13 protein-coding genes are annotated in these 16,644 nt (G+C 57.8%); 7 read left to right on the top strand and 6 right to left on the bottom strand.

The annotated features are described in order from the left end of the window. The first annotated feature begins 15 nt into the window (after positions 1-15). The 4 genes from O3S85_RS16800 (at position 16) to O3S85_RS16785 (ending at position 3,068) form a co-directional block, all read left to right on the top strand. Complete coding sequence (locus tag O3S85_RS16800) at positions 16-756, top strand: class I SAM-dependent methyltransferase (RefSeq protein ID WP_269541957.1); 741 nt, start codon at positions 16-18, stop codon at positions 754-756. A 695-nt stretch (positions 757-1,451) separates the two neighbouring features. Further along, complete coding sequence (locus O3S85_RS16795; protein WP_269541956.1) at positions 1,452-1,781, top strand: hypothetical protein; 330 nt, start codon at positions 1,452-1,454, stop codon at positions 1,779-1,781. 5 nt (positions 1,782-1,786) lie between these two features. Continuing rightward, the gene (locus tag O3S85_RS16790; protein ID WP_269541954.1) at positions 1,787-2,551 is read left to right on the top strand and encodes a LexA family protein; all 765 of its coding nucleotides are present in this window, start codon (positions 1,787-1,789) and stop codon (positions 2,549-2,551) included. Between the two features lie 19 nt (positions 2,552-2,570). Then, a complete protein-coding gene (locus O3S85_RS16785; protein WP_269541952.1) occupies positions 2,571-3,068 on the top strand; it encodes a DUF6933 domain-containing protein in 498 nt (165 codons plus the stop codon). A gap of 25 nt (positions 3,069-3,093) precedes the next feature. Here O3S85_RS16785 and O3S85_RS16780 read toward each other — a convergent pair whose 3' ends face one another. Then, positions 3,094-8,907, bottom strand: coding sequence for an Ig-like domain-containing protein (locus tag O3S85_RS16780; protein WP_269541951.1), 5,814 nt, complete (start codon positions 8,905-8,907; stop codon positions 3,094-3,096). A gap of 78 nt (positions 8,908-8,985) precedes the next feature. Here O3S85_RS16780 and O3S85_RS16775 point away from each other — a divergent pair, with 78 nt between their 5' ends. Beyond that, positions 8,986-9,717 carry an RNA polymerase sigma factor gene (locus O3S85_RS16775; protein WP_269541948.1) on the top strand — a complete coding sequence of 244 codons (732 nt, stop codon included), beginning with the start codon at positions 8,986-8,988 and terminating at the stop codon, positions 9,715-9,717. Between the two features lie 10 nt (positions 9,718-9,727). Next, complete coding sequence (locus O3S85_RS16770; RefSeq protein WP_269541946.1) at positions 9,728-11,335, top strand: serine/threonine-protein kinase; 1,608 nt, start codon at positions 9,728-9,730, stop codon at positions 11,333-11,335. An 84-nt stretch (positions 11,336-11,419) separates the two neighbouring features. On the opposite strand, the gene O3S85_RS16765 is transcribed toward O3S85_RS16770, so the two are convergent. Together O3S85_RS16765 and O3S85_RS16760 are read right to left on the bottom strand one after the other, a co-directional pair. Next, entirely contained in the window at positions 11,420-12,523 is a 1,104-nt protein-coding gene (locus O3S85_RS16765; protein ID WP_269541944.1) for a M20/M25/M40 family metallo-hydrolase, read from the bottom strand. 75 nt (positions 12,524-12,598) lie between these two features. Beyond that, positions 12,599-12,859 carry a hypothetical protein gene (locus tag O3S85_RS16760; protein WP_269541943.1) on the bottom strand — a complete coding sequence of 87 codons (261 nt, stop codon included), beginning with the start codon at positions 12,857-12,859 and terminating at the stop codon, positions 12,599-12,601. Positions 12,860-12,884: 25 nt separating this feature from the next. Here O3S85_RS16760 and hisA point away from each other — a divergent pair, with 25 nt between their 5' ends. Next, entirely contained in the window at positions 12,885-13,625 is a 741-nt protein-coding gene (gene hisA / locus O3S85_RS16755; RefSeq protein ID WP_269541942.1) for a 1-(5-phosphoribosyl)-5-[(5-phosphoribosylamino)methylideneamino]imidazole-4-carboxamide isomerase, read from the top strand. A 96-nt stretch (positions 13,626-13,721) separates the two neighbouring features. On the opposite strand, the gene O3S85_RS16750 is transcribed toward hisA, so the two are convergent. The 3 genes from O3S85_RS16750 to O3S85_RS16740 all read right to left on the bottom strand — a co-directional run bounded on the left by O3S85_RS16750 (position 13,722) and on the right by O3S85_RS16740 (position 16,498). Next, positions 13,722-14,006 (bottom strand): helix-hairpin-helix domain-containing protein, encoded by a 285-nt coding sequence (locus O3S85_RS16750; protein WP_269541940.1) that lies wholly within the window; start codon positions 14,004-14,006, stop codon positions 13,722-13,724. Between the two features lie 4 nt (positions 14,007-14,010). After that, positions 14,011-14,862 (bottom strand): glycosyltransferase family 25 protein, encoded by an 852-nt coding sequence (locus O3S85_RS16745; protein ID WP_269541938.1) that lies wholly within the window; start codon positions 14,860-14,862, stop codon positions 14,011-14,013. A gap of 196 nt (positions 14,863-15,058) precedes the next feature. Then, a complete protein-coding gene (locus O3S85_RS16740) occupies positions 15,059-16,498 on the bottom strand; it encodes a hypothetical protein (RefSeq protein ID WP_269541936.1) in 1,440 nt (479 codons plus the stop codon). Positions 16,499-16,644 lie beyond the last annotated feature (146 nt).

The following is a 16,644-nucleotide window of genomic DNA, read 5'->3' as shown; positions in this document are numbered from 1 at the left end:
CCTAACTTTCGCTTCATGTCGACCGATTACAACCAGATCGCCAAGCAATACGTGGAAGCCAAGCAGGACCCGTGGCGCTACATGATCGAGGAGCCTTCCTTCATCGGGCAGATTGGCGATGTGACGGGCTTGAAGGTCGTCGACCTCGCATGCGGCTCCGGGCACTACACGCGCAAGGTCATGGCGAGAGGGCCGGCCTCAATGCTGGGCGTGGATATTTCTGAAGAGCAGATCAAGCTCGCGCGCGCCGAAGAGCAACGCCAGCCGCTCGGCATCGATTACCAGGTTGCGGACGCCACCGCGGAGGGCCCGCAGCTCGACTACGATCTCGCCATGAGCGCCTACCTCCTGCCCTACACGCGCACCATCGACGAGCTCGATGCCTACTGCCGCGGCATTGCGCGCCACGTGAAGCCCGGCGGCCGTTTCGTGACGATCACGACGAACAACAATATCTACCACTACCCGCAGGATGTTTATGCGGAATACGGCTCGAAAATCGAACTGGAGGACGAGGCGCAAATCGGCGCCAAGATCGTCTTTGTGTTTCCTTCGAGCGATGGCGAATTCCGCATCGAAAACTATTACATCCCCAACGAGGAATACCGCGCCGCCCTCGAACGCGCCGGCTTTAAAGACGTCCAACTGATCAACCCCATTATCGACGAATCGCGCCTCGGTGAGTTCGCGCCCGGCTATTGGGATACCTTGCTGAAGCATCCCCTCGCGCTGGTGATCGACGCAGTTAGAGCCTAAAATCGTCGCTTTCTGCGCGCGAATGCTTGCGTCCGGGGCGGCGAATGGGCATAATAATTTCCATCATGCGCGCTTTAAAACATCCTCGCAGCCGCATCGCGCCAGACAGCTCTGGCGTCGCAATGAGCCGAGTAGGGCTCACTAAGTATCGGCGACCGTAGGTCCAAGCGTCGCCGACTGTTCAACGAAGCATCGCCGACGCTCAGCCGAAGTGTCGCCGACGCTTCAATAAAAACAGCTACCTGTGTTGCCCTGATATTCGGGCGTATGTTGGTCTAACACACGGGCGTATGTTGAGCACACGCTCGGTCGTAGTTCGGGCATACATGGAACTAGAGCACTTTTCATCTAACTTGGCCGAATCAGGTGGGGAAGAGATTGGAAGCAGCGCAAGGCGGCATTGATTGAGCGGGCTGGAAGCCCGTGATTGATATGCCAACGCCGCGACCTTCCAATCTGGCCCCAAGCCTGTAACCGAGCGTTTTTCCGCGTCAGCTTCGTTGGCTTTTCGCTCACGCACTTCCAGTGCGCTACGCTTAAGCCGCCTTGCTGGACACGAAAAATCACTGCGGCCTGATCGGCCAATTTAGATGAAAAATGCTCTAGAGTAGTTTACGGAACCATCTTGAACCTTGCAGCACCCTTACTTTGAATGGCAGAAAAGTTGAAGCGATCTTCACCCACTCTAATTAGCCATGCCCAAGCCCAAAGAATCTGATTGGAAACACTACTGCGCCATCGTCGACCCGCTGCGTGATCGATACCTAGCCAAGCGTAATGCCGAATTCGCCCGCCAGCTAACGGAGGCGGCAAAAAGCCCGACCGAGTGCTTCTGGAGCACGGTTGAGTCCATGGAGCGTGAGGCGAAAAAACTGGAGAACGCGCTCGGCCAACGTTCGCGTTCCTGCATGACTGAGAACCTCATTGGCATGTGCACCCTCGGCATGCTCACCGAGGAAGACCTGGACGGCTTCAGCGAAGGTCTCGTGAATTACCTCAAGCGCATCATTCACCAATTTAGCTAAAACTGATGATCTCACCCGAGATTGCCGTAGAATTCCTGACCCGCTACAAAGCCCTCCTATCAGAATTTAGCGAGAACCCTGCCTCATTAGAGGAATGGGTCGACGCGCGAGATGAGATGCACGCCCAGTTGCCAACGCTCAATCAAGCGGAATTGGCGGCATTCGAAGACGACGAGATGGTGGCGGCTATCATAAAAGCCGTGCGGGGACAGTTTTGCTATTTGAAAACCTATCGCGACCATGACGCGTTTCTCCACATGGAATCAGGCCAATGCTATGCGGCTCAGTCCCTGACGACTCCTCTGGAGGAAATGCTGGCATACGACAGTCTGGTGGAGACGTGTTTGATCCCATTTGCCGGGCACATGATATGCGATGGCCTGCTCAGGCCAACCTCCGTGCTCCTCGGCAAAAACTACAGCAAATCATTCCGCGCCGATTATCAAAAAGCAAAAAAATCCGGCGCGCTCATCTGGAGCTTGGACGACGCCAAGCAAGCGCCGAAGGCGAAGAAGAAACCCGCTACATCGCAACAAGCTATTTTGACCGACAAGCACGGCCAATACCTCGCCTTCATTTATTATTACATAAAGGTCCAGCGCAAGGCTCCCGCCGAGAAAGACTTGCAGGACTATTTTGAAGTCACCGCGCCTACCGTCCGTGAAATGCTGCAACGGCTGGAAACCGGCGGATACCTCAAGCGCACACCGGGTCAAGCGCGCTCGATTCAACTACTGGTTGATCGAGAGGCGATCCCCGATCTCGACTAATACATTTCAATACCAGCGCATGATCTATCGACTCACTCATAAACTGGCGAAGAAAATTTATGAAAAGCCAGAGAGCACACTGGAACCGAACCCCAACCACTTTTGCGATTGGGCGGCGGACTACTTTACCTCCAATCGAACGGGCTACATTCTGCTCACGCATACTAAGAGCATGCTTTCAGCGGCATTCTACGGCAAGGGCGTGAACGATGATGACGCGTTTATCAAGCAAGCCAATGAAGCGATCCGAGATTGCCTGTACGAGAATGGATTTGAGTTCGTATTCGAGTCTTTGATGGTGCCCAATTTAAGCCCGGTTCATTTCTCAAAAGTGGGCAATCGCCAGCTAAGCGGTATCATGGTGGATCTGGTTCGAAATGCGAAATGGAACTTATCACGGGAAGATCTCACTCCTTTCGACTTGGCGGCGAAGCTGAACGAAATCCCGCAATGCACGCAGAAGAATGCGTTCCCGATCAAAGCGTTCGCCGCGTTACAGGCAAATCCCGATAATTAGCTTCCATCTAGGAAGTGTTTGCCAACTACTCCGGCTCCACATTCAGTCGGTAGAAGCGTGGCGAGGTCCAGTCGGTTGAGTCTTCGAGGTAGACCATGCGGATCGCGCCGGGGTCTTCGCTGACGAAGCCAGGGCCGGTGGGTGCCGCGCCGTTGATCGACTCGGCGAGGGTTTCCCACATCGTGAAGTCGTCGCTGGCCTCGACGGTCCAGCGGTAGCCGCGGGCCATGGCGTTGCGATGCAACTCAATCTGCGGCACACCGCCCACGAGGCTCAGGGTCAAGGGCGCGAGCGGGCGGTCGATCATCTCACCAGTCGTCAGGTAGCCCAGCAAGCCGGGCACTTCCGTTGCGCTGTGTTCGAGTGGTGTCGGAAAGACCTCCGGGTCGGCCAATTGCTCCGGCGTGAACTGCCGCGCCAACCAAACCGCGTAGCTTTCGCCATCCGCCGGATAGTCGGAGTTGCTGCCGAGCAGGCCGTTGAGCGCGGTTGGCGTCAGCGAGCTGAGGTTGCCCCACTGACCGGTCGTGGTCACCGCCGCCAGCATTTCTTCGGTGATGGCCGGGTTCGGACGATGCACGCGGAAGTAATCCACATCGGCCACGACGTCGGGGTTGCCGCCGGTGATGACCGTGCGATTGTGATGATATTCCTCCAGCGTGTTCGCGGTTGCCCAGTCGGTGTAGGTGGTCAGGCCGACTTGGAGAGTTTCCGGCATGTCGTTGCGGACAAAACGATTTTCGATGATCCACGGGCCGTCGCCATGACGGCGCAGCAGCAGGAAGGTCGAACCGCGACGGATGATTTGCAGGGTCGCCTCGTTGTGGCCCACGGGCACGCCGTTTTGCGAGCCATAGAGCGTGGAGCCGCTGTCGATGGTGGTCTTCACTTCGCAGGACCAGCGGCTCGCGTCGGGCGCAAACGTTGGCGAGGTATGGCCCCAGGACAGGAAAATGTAATTTTCCGTGCCGCGATTCCAATCGGTTGTGTAGTGATTCGGCTGCCCTTCACCCGGCGCAGGCCATGGGAGCACAACGTTCGGGCCCGGGTCCGGCGTGGGCGCCGCGCTGCTGATGCCACGAGGCGTCCGCACCATGATCCCCGCCAAGCTATAATTGGACGTTGGCCGCCCCGCGAGCCCGTTGCGGCGGTTGACCTCCAAGCGCATCGTTACCACGAAGTCGCCGGTGATTTCCTTAAAGGCATAAGCGCCCGTCCAATTCTGAAACCAAACACTGGTGTAAGGCATGACGCGCATGTGGCCATCGCGCGAAACATCGACGTCCCACGTTTCGAGTTTATTGGCGCCCTCGCCCCAGCCTTCGACGATGTAATTACGCTGCCAGTTCGCGATGCTCGTCGGGTCGTCAAACTCATCGGACAGCAGCGCGATGTCGTCCGCCATCACATGCACCAGTTGATCCAGCTCGGCCACCAGGTTCGGCAGACTGTCGTCTTCGGCGTGTGCGCTGCCGGCCGGCAGCTCGACGGTGATCGTCCCGTCCTGCGTAAAGCCCGACAAGCGCAAGCGATAATGCACGCCCTCTTCGATTGCGTAAAAGCCGGCCATGGTCGACGCCGCGTTGTCGGTGATGAGCAGGTCTTCGTAATCGAAGCCCGTCACCGGTTCGGAAAATACGATATCGAACTCCGCGTAAGGCAACATCGACTGATTGCCCTGCACACTCGTGATAACTGCCGTCGGATTCGCCGGCTGGACGTTCCCGCTGCCGTCGATCTGCAAGAGGAACTGGACCAGCGCTTCGTAGTCTTCCTCGTCCAGTGCGAGCGCGCTGCGGTGAGTCGCGGCGGCGCGGTCATCAGCCGTGCTGACGGTCATGTCGTCAAAGCCGTTTTCATTGCCAGTGCAGGTCACGACAATCGTGTTCGAGGCGCCAGCAGTCAGCATCACATCTTCCATACGCAGGCGGAACCAGTGGTTCATCGACGACTCAAAACCCAATGGCCGCTGGGCGGTGGCGTTGTAAGCCACGCCGTTCACCGTGGCCGTGACCGTGCCCGGCGATCCATAAAACGAAATCATCCAGCGTAGCTCCAAATCACCCAATCCGCCGGCGCCACCGTCGACATTCTCAAAGGTCACGCTTTGGCCATTACTGATGTAAACCATCTGCCCATGGATGGAGCTGTCTTCATTGATGCGCGGGCCGCCCGGCAGGTAGGCGCCGCCACTGCGCGTTCCGTTTTCGGCCTGGTAGATGTCGCCACCCGCCACGCGGAACACTTCATCGAGCGTGTGCGCGGAGCCATCGTGGAAGTAAGGCGCCGTGGTCCACAGCCCGTTCAACGTCGGCGTATCGATGCCGGTCAAGGCGCCGCCGAGACGTTGGCCCGAGCTCGTGCGCAGCGTGCCGACATCGTGCAAGTTCGCCACGCCCACCGTGCTATCGGTGCGGTCGGCGCCGGTGTGGCAGCTCACGCAATTCAAGTCGTTGAATACTTGCTGCCCGCGCAGCGCCGCTGAGCGCAGCGTGCCATAGGGGTTGCGATACGGGCTGCGCGGCAAGGTTTCATTGCCCAGCGAACTCACGTAAGCCGCGAGCGCGTCGAGCTCGGCGGTGCGCCCGGCATTGGACGCGCCCAGCGATGGATACGGCGACTCGCCCTCCGGCAGCAAGCCTTCGCCGCCGCCAAACTCATTGACGATATCGAGGATGAAATCCTGGATCTCGTCGAAGTTGCCTGTCCAGTGAACATTGCCGTGGCCCATGCCCAAACGACCGCGTAAGTCAGTGGTGTTGCGCAGGCCTTCGCCGCGCTGCGTAAAGTCCCAGGTGCGCCCGTCATGCGAGCCGTCCACGTGGCAACTCGCGCAGGAGATGTAACCTTCCAGACTCATGTCGGGCAGCGAGGTCAAGCCGCTCCCATCCGCCGCATTGTAAAAGAGCTGCTTGCCGAGCAGGACATCCGGCGCCAGCGCCTCGCTGGCAATCTTCGGAATTGCCACGCGATTGGTGGCGCGCGAGCCAAAGCTGAGGAAATCTTCCAAGTCATGCGACGTCACCGTGCGGCCCATGAAGTCCGTGCTGAAGATTCGGCTCGTCACTGGATCGAACACCAGGCCCTGCGGCGCGAGACCGGTGGCGAAGCGGCCCTTCGAAGTTTTCGAGGTCGGCGCGCGGGGGAACTCGCGCACCAGCAAATCGTCGAACACCGCGAAGTGATTGTTGCCCTGCAACGCGACGAAAAAGTAGTCGCCGCGCGGAGAGAAAATAATGCTCGTTGGCGAGTCGCTGTTGTCGATGTCGACACGGTAGTTTTCCGCTGTGCTGATGAACGGTTCGCTGTTGTTCGACAGATTAATGCGGCCCACGATGGAACGCACCGTGTTGTCGGCGTCGAGCGGGTTGTTGGTATTGGCGCCTTGGTCGAAATAAAGACCGCGCTGAGTGTTCGCCTTCACCGCGGTGTAGTAGGCGTAGTCGCCCAAGGGCGAGATCCTGATGCTGCTGAGGTAGTTCGGCACGCCGCGTCCGCCCGATGCGCCATCCGGCGTGCGGTCGCGGTGCAAGTTGATCGTATCGGCAAGCGTCATGGCAGCGGCGTCCACTTCCCAGATTTCGCCGTGGCTTTCCTCGGAGATAAAGCGCGTCACGAACACGCTCGCGCCATCCGCGGTAATCGCCATTGCCCGCGGCATTGGGCCGAGGACGAGGCTGCCGGTTTCGGCGCGCGTCGCGGCATCGTAGCGGCGCAGTTCGCCGGAGCCTTCCAGCGTGACAAATGCGGTGGCGCCATCGGGCGTGATCGCGACCCCCATGGGCGTGTAACCGTAGTCGTAGAAGATTTCGTCAACCGGTGCGCCAGTGGAATCAAGCACCACCACGCAATTGGCGTCGCGGCAGGTCACCCATGCATTGCCGGCGCCATCGATTGCCACATTGCGCGGATCGATGCTGCCGCCCAAACCGAGCAGCGTGTTTAAATTGATCTCTTCCGTGAGCGTGCGCGCATCCGGATCAATAATGCTGACCGAATTATTGTCCGGGTTCACGACCCACAGTTGGTGGAACACATCATCCAGCGCAATGGGCGATGAGTGCGTCGGCATCGTCGCGGGCGCGTTTGGCGCAATCGTCACGGTGCCGGTTTCGGAAACAGTCGACAGTGGCGTGCCGGTGCGCACGTCGCGCACCTGCACCTTGACGCCGTAATGACCGGCGTCCGCATAGACATGGCTGGCGCTGGGTGACGGATCCCAATCGCGCACAGCGCCGCCATCGCCGAACACGAAGCGGTATTCGATGTCGTCCAGATCGGCGTCCGTTGCCGTCGCGGTGAGCGTTACTTCGCTGCCAGGTATCGCGGGCGAAGGCGAGGCGTCGAAGTTCGCGATGACGGGTGATGCGTTGCCGCCCGCGACCCCCAGGCCCGTTGAAAAGGTAAAGGTGTACGGCAGGATGCCGTTGCCCGAAACGTCCTTAATGCCGCCCGCAACGATTTCCACTTCGTAGGTCGTGTCGGGCAGCAGGTATTCGTCGGGCGTGATGGTGAGCACGTCGTCGTAAGAAAAGCTGACAATAGCGTCGACCGGTTCGCCGCCCAGCGGGCGCAGGATCACCGACTCGCCATTGACGATCGTGTAGGACTCCAGCGTCTCGTGAATCAGCAGACTAATCGGCGCGCCGAGCGGGAAATTTGTCTGCCCCGGGCGCGGCACATGGTAGCCCACGTAGGGCGGATTCGTGTCCGGCGCTGAGTCGTGAATCCACACGCCCACACCGTCGGCGCCGCTGACGCTGTAGCCGCCGGTAATGAGCAGGTTACCCACCGGCAGCATGCGCTGGCTGGTGTCGAGCTGCCCGCCAATGCTGCCAGCCGGGCGGTCATTGCCGACTTCATCGAACTCCAGGACCGGCGTAAAGGTGTCCATGTCGATCTTATGTCGGTCGAGAAACACGTAGTTGTCCTGACACTGAATGTAGCCGAGGCCGTTGTTCAGATCCTGCGACGGATCGCCGGAACAGTCGATGGTCGTCACGTGCTGAAGATTGGTCGGGTCACTGAAGTCGACGATGTCCACCAGCCCCGAACGACGTCCGAGCACCAGGTAGTGCTCCCAGGGGGAGACAATATAAGAACCGAGGGCGCCGGACAACTTATCGAGCAGCACCGGCGGCTGCGCCGGCGTTTCGAAGACCGGCGAAATATCGTAGGCCAGGATGCCCATATCGGACTCGTCCGAGGTGATGAGCAGCAGGTTGCCCAGCAGGATCGAGTTTCCCGCGACGCCATGCTGCGCCAGCGCCGGCCATTCGATCAGTTTATCCGTATTGCGGTAAAGAAAACCATTGCCGACCGAGGCCTCGTATTGAATCCAGTTAAACGGCGTGCCCCACGGATAATACATGCGCGAAATGCCGTCGCCTGGCTGCAGGACGGTGTTGTCCAGGTAGACGAAACCAGGCATCGATTGCAGGACGTTCACGCCGTCACTCTGGCGGCGAATCTCCATGCCGAACTGCCCGCCGAGCCAGTCGCCGACCTTAAAATGGCCATGCGTGCCGTGGTCTGCGAAAGGCCCCACGCCCGCGCCGGTTTGCTGAATCGTAAATGTCGAAGGATCGTTAATGTCTGTAAACAACCAGCGACGAGGGTTGCCACCGCCAACTTCATGCGTATAGATGAAGCCATTGTGATACGCAATATTCGTGACACGGTTGAGCCCGATCTGGCGGTACAGGAGCGTGCCCGGCGTGCCCGTGATGTTCGTCGGAAAGGCTGGCGTGACATCTGGAACCTGCGCTCCCACCGTAGCGGCGATGAGTAGCGAAAATGTAAAAGATGTAAAATTAAGAGCAGTTCTGAGTTTCTTCACATATCTATATTGGAATTTCCTGAAGCCCGGTTACGAAAAAACGTACAGAAAATGCGATTTTTAATTTGAGACGCTTAAATGCCCGATAGCGACGCCAACATGCGGAAGTTTCGCACCACGCGCTGGAGCATGGTGCTGCGCGCGCGTGGCGAAGGACCGGAAGCCAGCCGGGCACTGGAAGACTTTTGCCAGGACTACTGGTTTCCCCTTTACGCGTGGTGCCGCCGCAAGGGTTTGCCTGCCTCCGACGCCGAAGACATGGTGCAGGGCTTTTTCCAAAAAGTCATTGAAAAGCGGCTGCTCGATCACGCCGACGCCGAGCGCGGCAAGCTGCGCACCTACCTGCTGACCATCCTCAATCGCCACATCAACGACGAACGGAAGAAAAACCTCGCCGAGCGCCGGGGCGGCGGAAAAGTCATTTCGTTCGACGGAGAGGAAGCGGAGAATTTCTATGTGGACCAGCAGATCGAAGGCGAAAGCGACGAGCACCTCTACGACCGCCAGTGGGCGCTGACGATGCTCAACCACGCGGTCGCCAAACTCGAGCTGAGCTACGCCGACCGCGGCAAGGGTGATCAATTTGAGGCGATGAAGCGCTTTCTCAACGAGGAAGGCAGCGCAGAAGAATACGCCATGGCCGGCGAGCCGCTGAAGATGACTGAGGGCAGTTTTAAAATTGCCGTGCACCGCATGCGCGCCAAATTCCGCGAACTGCTGCGAGCCGAGGTGACCATCGGGCAGCCGGAAGGATTCGACGCCGATGAGGAGATCGAATACCTCGCCCAGGTCCTGCGGAGCCTCCACTAACTTCCCCCGCATGAGTAACCCCGAACGCAAGCGATCGCCGCACGCCCACCTAGCCGGGCTGGACCCCGCCAAGCTCATTGGCCAGGGCGCGGCGCCGGCGCCGACGTTGCCCGAGTTACCGGGCTATGAAATCATTCGCGAAATCGGGCGCGGCGGCATGGGCGTGGTTTTCCTGGCGAACCAACAAAGCCTCGACCGACAAGTCGCGATCAAGCAAGTCATGATCAACGCGGACGCCGACCCGGCGATCCTGGAGCGCCTGGAGCGCGAGGCGCGGATCATGGCGCGGTTGAGCCATCCCAACATTGTGACGGTTCACCACTTCGAGCGGACCAGCGACTACTCGGCAACCATCGTCATGGCGTATGTTGCGGGCGGCAATCTGCGCGATCAGATCGACCAGCACAAGCAAGGCGTCCCGCTCGAGAACGGAATTCAATGGCTGCGGGAAATTGCCCAGGCCCTCTCCGCCGCGCATGCCGCCGGCGTCGCCCATCGCGACATCAAACCGGAAAACGTGCTGCTTTCCCAGGATGGCCATGCGCAGGTGACGGACTTCGGGCTGGCCCTGCCCATGGACCAGCAGACCACGCGGCTGACGCATACCGGCTCCACCGTTGGCACCGTCGACTACATGGCGCCGGAGGTCTTGTATAACGCGGACTGCGATCTGCGCAGCGATCTCTATTCTCTGGGCGTCATCGGCTACGAATTGCTGACTGGCAAGGTTCCACGCGGCAGTTTTGCGCCGCCCCATGAAGCGCGGCCGGATATCCCCAAAGCGACCAGTCAGCTGATCATGGCTGCACTCCGCCCCGACCCAGCCCAGCGGCCGCAATCCGCTGAAGCATTTGCCACGGCGTTGACGGCAAAGTCGGGCCAACCGATTAAGTTCGGTCGTCTAATTGCCCTTGCAGTGATTGCCCTGATCTGCGGTTTGGTGTTTGCGATTTGGTCGAAGCCGAAGGCGCCAACCGTCGAGGCTGCCCCGGCTCAACCAAGCGCCCGAATCACGCCCGAAGCATCAGCCCCAGCACGCTCGATCGAACCCGCGCCAGCGCCTGCCTCGCCTGAAGTCGGACCATGGCAGCCATTGCTCAACAACAACAACCCGGACCAGCGTCTGGTTTCCGGACATTGGCAACTCGGCAACGGCTATGCCGAGAGCAATGGCGACATCGCGATCCTGGCGCTGAGGCAGTCCATGCCCGCCGCCTACGACGTGGAGCTGGAGTTTACCCGGATGTCGGGCCGCTATTCGATTGCGCTTTTCTTCGCCGCCAATGGCAGCGTGGGCTCAGTGGATGTCGATGGCTGGGACGATCATTTGTCCGGCGTGCAAAGCCTCAACGGCGTCGATCTGCGGAATGGGCCAAACTTCATCTTCCCCCTCAACAACGGCACGAAATACACGCTGCTCGTGCAGGTGCGACCTGAAGCCGTTACCGTGTTCATCGATGGTCAGGAATACATCCGCACGCTGATCGAAGGCCGCCGACTGGACGTGGTGTTTCCCTGGGAATGGTCGCCTACCACGGATACCTGCTCGCTCGCCATCGGCTCTTATCAAAGCCCGACGACTTTCGAAGACGTCCGCTGGCGCGCGGTCAGCGAATAAAAAAACGGCTGACTCCACTCAGTGAAGCCAGCCGCGAAAATCATTTGCGCCATGCGCAAATCTAAGAGTGCAGCGGCACGCTGCCTACCAGATGCCGTGTTCGCCCTTCTTGAGGCTTTCGGCGAAAGCGACGAGCAGTTGGACGGTGTATTCGATGTCCTGTAGATCGACGACTTCGCTCGGCGTGTGCATGTAGCGCAGCGGGATCGAAATGATCGATGCGGCCACACCTTCGCGGGCCATCTGAATCGCGCGGGCGTCGGTTGGCGTCGGCTTGGGCTCGGACTCGAGTTGATACGGAATTTTATTCTTCTCGGCAACCTCCACCAGACGCTCGAAAATGAACGGGCTGATGTTCGGACCGCGGCCAATGATTGGGCCCCCACCCTGCACTTGCTTACCGTGCTTGCGCGGATCGCAATCCGGATGGTCGGTGGCGTGGCCGACGTCCACCGCGATGCCGAGGTGCGGGTTCACTTTGTAGGAAGATGTGGTCGCGCCGCGGGTGCCGATTTCTTCCTGCGTCGTCGAAACCGCGACCACCTTGGCCGCCAGCTTTTTCTTAGACTTCGCCAGGCGACGGAGCGTTTCGTTGACCACGTAGCAGCCCGACTTGTCGTCGAACGCGCGCGCCGTGCCGACGGTGCCATGAATCAGCTCAAAGCCCATGTCGTAAACCATCGGGTCGCCGATGGAAATACGCTCCAGCGCCTCGTCCCGGGACTTGGCACCAATGTCGATCCACATGTCGTGAAACTCGGGCACCTTCTTGCGATCCTCCGAAGACATCAGGTGGATGGCGCGCTTACCGGTGACGCCCTTTACGTCGCCGTTTTTCGTCATGATGGTAACGCGGCGACCGGAGATCATGATCGGGTCATGGCCGCCAATCGGGTCAAAATAAACGAAGCCGTTGTCATCGACATATTTCACCATGAGGCCCAGCTCGTCCATGTGGCCGGCGAGCATGAGGACGGGGTCGCCCTCAGGGTTGATCGTCGCGTAGCGGTTGCCAAGGGCATCCTTTTCAAAAATCTCGGCCACGGGCTCGACGTGCTTGGCCAGCACGGCCTGAGCCTCTTGCTCAAATCCGGACGGCGAACGCGCAGTCAGCAGGTCGACCAAAAATTCCGGCGGGGTGAAGGTATCAGTTTTCTTTTTCGTGGTTTTCGCTTTTTTCTTCGGCATGAAATCAGTGCTAATCGAAGTCGCGAACGAAACCAACTGAAAATTTTTAACAGAAAGATCGGACCTTCGACATGCTCAGGTCAGGAAAGAACGGAAAGCTGGCAGGACGTAGTTTTTTGAACAGAAGGAAGCAAAGAGCGCAAAGCCACTCCACTGTTTTTTTCTCACGCCAAGCCCCAAAGACCCAAAGGAATTTCGTATGTGAAGAAACTTGGGGTCTTTGGGGCTTCGCGTGATTTTCATAAGCTGCCTTTCAGCCTTTGCTCCCTTTGCTTCCTTCTGTTCAAAAAAACGTCTATCCGGCAGAATTTTCCCGAAAAGAATAGATTGAGCCACGAGGAAGAGCTCTCATAGTTGTTTTATGACAATTCTCCCCGCAATCGACATCAAGAACGGCCACTGTGTGCGCCTGCTCCAAGGCCTGGCCGATCAAGAGACCGAGTATTACGAGAACCCGGTTGATCCGGCCAAGGAATTCCTGGCCGCCGGCTCCGAATGGGTGCACGTCGTCGACCTCGACGGTGCCTTCACCGGAAAGCCGGCCAACATCGAAGCCGCCAAGCAAATTGCTGCACTCGGCCTGAAGGTGGAGTTCGGTGGCGGCATCCGCTCGATCGAGGACATCCGCAATGCAATCGACGGCGGCGTGTCCCGCGTCGTAGTCGGCACCCGCGCCTGCGAGAGTCTGGACTTCGTTAAGCAAATGGCCAAGGAGTTCGGCGACAAGGTGGCTGTCGGCATCGACGCCCGCGAGGGCAAGGTGGCCGTGCATGGCTGGGTGGACGTCACCGATATGCCTGCGATCAAGCTCGCGCAGGAAGTCGCCGCTGCGGGCATCCAGCACATCATTTACACCGACATCGCCACCGACGGCATGATGCGCGGCCCGAACTACGAAGGCATGAAGGAAATGTGGTCCGCCGTGGACTGCAACGTCATCGCCTCAGGCGGCGTTTCCGACATCCACGATGTCATTCACTACGCCGACCTGGCCCCCCGCTACCCGAACTTTAGCGGCGTCATCATTGGCAAAGCGATCTACGAAAAGGCCATCGACCTGAAAGCCGCGCTGGATATCTCCAAAGCGGTGAAGCGCGGTTAGCGAGATGTGGCACCGGTGCCCTACTCCAGCTTTTATAAATCGTCGATTTAGGCACAGGCAAGATGCCTGTGCTACTTCGTTAGGCACCACGGCTCACTACATCCACACCGTTGGGTAGAGCTTGCTGGCGTCGGGTGGCTGGTTTTCCGCGAAGTAAACGGCCATACGCAGGTAAGCAATGACGTCGTCTCGCAGCTCGGCCTTGGCCTTTTCCATCTCGGCGAGGAGCGACTCCGGTGAGCGCCCTTCCAAGTGGTAAATCTGCGTAACGCCGATGTTCAGCAGCCCGCGTGCGACGTCGATCTTCATCTGCGGGATGCGCATGAAGGGCGACTGCAGTGCCTCGTAGTCTTTTTTCCGTTCGCGATTAGCCTGAGCCATAATGTTATTTTCGAAATGTCCGGTGGATTCGGGTGAAGACGCGCATCAGCAAACCTACGCCACTGGAGCGGGACTCCTCGGTGAAGCTGTCCATTTTGGCACCAGCCCAGATATTTGACGGGCATTCCTCCGCATCGCGCCAAGTTGCGATTCTCGGCTCGATGCCGTAAATGTTCAGTTCGTTCACGGAGGCGTCTCCTAAAATGTCATCGGCCGGCATCGCAATTGGCAGGGCACACTCGACCAGTTTTTTGGCGGACTCCGGGTGAACCAGATAACAGGCAGCGCGGCCGACCACCCCCTCAAACGAGCAAACCGATTTGTAGGACAAGTCCGCCACCGGGCACGGCTTTAAGTCAACTGGTTTGGCGATGTCATGGGCGAGATTGACAACGTCCCAATCAGCAGGAAGCCATTGTTCACGCGTTTCCACAACCCGGCGAAAATCATCATGGAGCCGGATATCGTCCTCCATGATCAGCACCTCGCGGTCCGCTGCCGCTGCCTCACGCCAGGCATTGATGTGCGAGTGCGCGCAGCCGATTTCATTCGGGTGCAGATCTCGGTTCAGTCGCACGAAGGTTTTGGTCCGGGAGTATTGTTTTTGCTGTTCGGGCGTTAGTTGCTTGCCATCCACGGCGGCAAGAAATCGATGCGAAATCCCCATAGCGTCGAGGTGCTCCGCCATCATTTTACGACGATCGGGCGCACGTTCGAGGTTGATCACGACTACCGGAGGAAACTCGCTCATATGACTCGGATACATTGCAAAACAGGGATGATAAAGAAAGCTTAAAGCGGATTTGTGAGTCACGCCGCCCTCAGTGGGCGTGGTTACTCCCTTCCAGATCGACACTGTAAGGCCTTGGTTTCCAGCTCCAGCCGACCGGTAGCCAGCTCATTGCGACGGCGTCTTCATCTGCGGGATCCGCATGAAGGGCGACTGCAGCGCCTCGTAGTCTTTCTTTTTCTCGCGACCTTGGGCTGACATAAGGGGCCAAAGCGAGCCAGAAAACAGCTGTAGCCAAGCTGACCTCAGGCCAAAATAGGCTCTATTGAGCGGGTTCGACTGGCAACGTAAACTGCTTCACACTACCACTGTCGATTTGCAGCGTGTAAGGGCCACCAGTTACGCTTACCTCATCGCTCTCACGCCGAACGACGATTGGTCCATTGCCCGAAGGAGATATTTTAACATAGCGCTCAGGCGAGACGGGGTCGCCATTAACGGTTTCTATATTAACACCTTCTACATCGAACATCACAGACTTCGGCGCAGCAACTTCCATTTCGAACTGGTCATTCGAGATGCTCAGCAGCACAAGTAGAATATTGCTTAGCGATCCCTGATAATCTTGCTGAAACTGACGATAAGGCGTCACATATGAATATGTTGAGGGGACCCAAGTCCGGGGAAAATATTCACGCGCCATCATTCGATAGTAGGCAGTTTCAGACTCAGTGTTGCGGCTGATGATAGCTTTGTAGGCCATGGCGCTACCTTTATCCAAGCTCCGTTTGCGCACGAGATGATCGACAGGAGTAGCAATCCAATACTTCATGTTTGGACTCCAGAGGAAGTATTCATCAACAAATTTAGACTCAACCGTACGGTAGAAAACGATGGACACAGAATGGTTGTCTACTTCGGAACTCGGCATCACGCGCGGTTCAAACCCAGCATATGATTTGCTTGGATTTCCAGTCGCGAGCCAAGACTGGAGATTAGAGACGCCGTCATTGTTTTCATCGGCCGCCAGATCGACATCAGGCATCCTAATATCGGCGTAATCATCATATACGCCCCAATCATTTTTAGAAGGATACTCCCTGAGAATGGAATTACGGATATGGCGAAAATTGGTATACCGCACAACCCCATCGTATGATTGCCAACCAAGAAAATCCGCATTGGTGGGCAATTCGCGGTCATTTAAGACAAGCGCGTACTGCACCGGAGCATAGCCCTTCTTAAAAGGTCCAGCGCGTACCACAGTCTGGCCACTAAGCTGGGTGATCGTGATATCAGCTAAATTCAGATCTTCGCGATAATCCTCTACGGCTTCAAGGTCCCCACGAGCAATTTCCTGGTAAACTTCGGCACCGTATCCCACCGGCAGGATTTCCTCATAAGCGCAAGCAGTCCATTGCCCTGGAGGATTCGAGAAGATTCTCACGCGGGCAGGCTGATACAAATAGTAAGGTTCAATTAGTCCACCAAAATCGATTACCATAATACCAGAGGAACTAGAGGAATTTGGGTCATAATACCCGCCATAATCCCAAACGATCTTAGCGGCCAAGGTGACTTGATTAACAGAGATCATCTGACCTGAGGGATTTGGCCAGTTCAGTCCGTGCCGCCAAATAAGCGAATAAGTGTCTAGCTCAGCCTCGGATATATGCGCATTTTGATCCAAGTCCGCAGGGTGGTAAGCCACCACACTAACCGTGGCAAAAAAGAAGACAAAGACGAAAAATCGAGAAACCATTTTATGTGATAAGACCCACTAGCATGCATGAATACAAGCGGAAATTAGGCCAAAACACAAATATGTCACTGTGCCATGGCGCACATCTGGTGTGACAGGTGTGACAGACTGCGCCACCTAAGGCGGGTGCCCAGTGGGACATTTAC

Origin of the sequence: Cerasicoccus sp. TK19100, from assembly GCF_027257155.1 — a bacterium.
GTDB lineage: Bacteria > Verrucomicrobiota > Verrucomicrobiia > Opitutales > Cerasicoccaceae > Cerasicoccus > Cerasicoccus fimbriatus.
The sequence above is the reverse complement of the archived record's forward strand: the minus strand, read 5'-3'. Positions and strand labels throughout refer to the sequence as shown.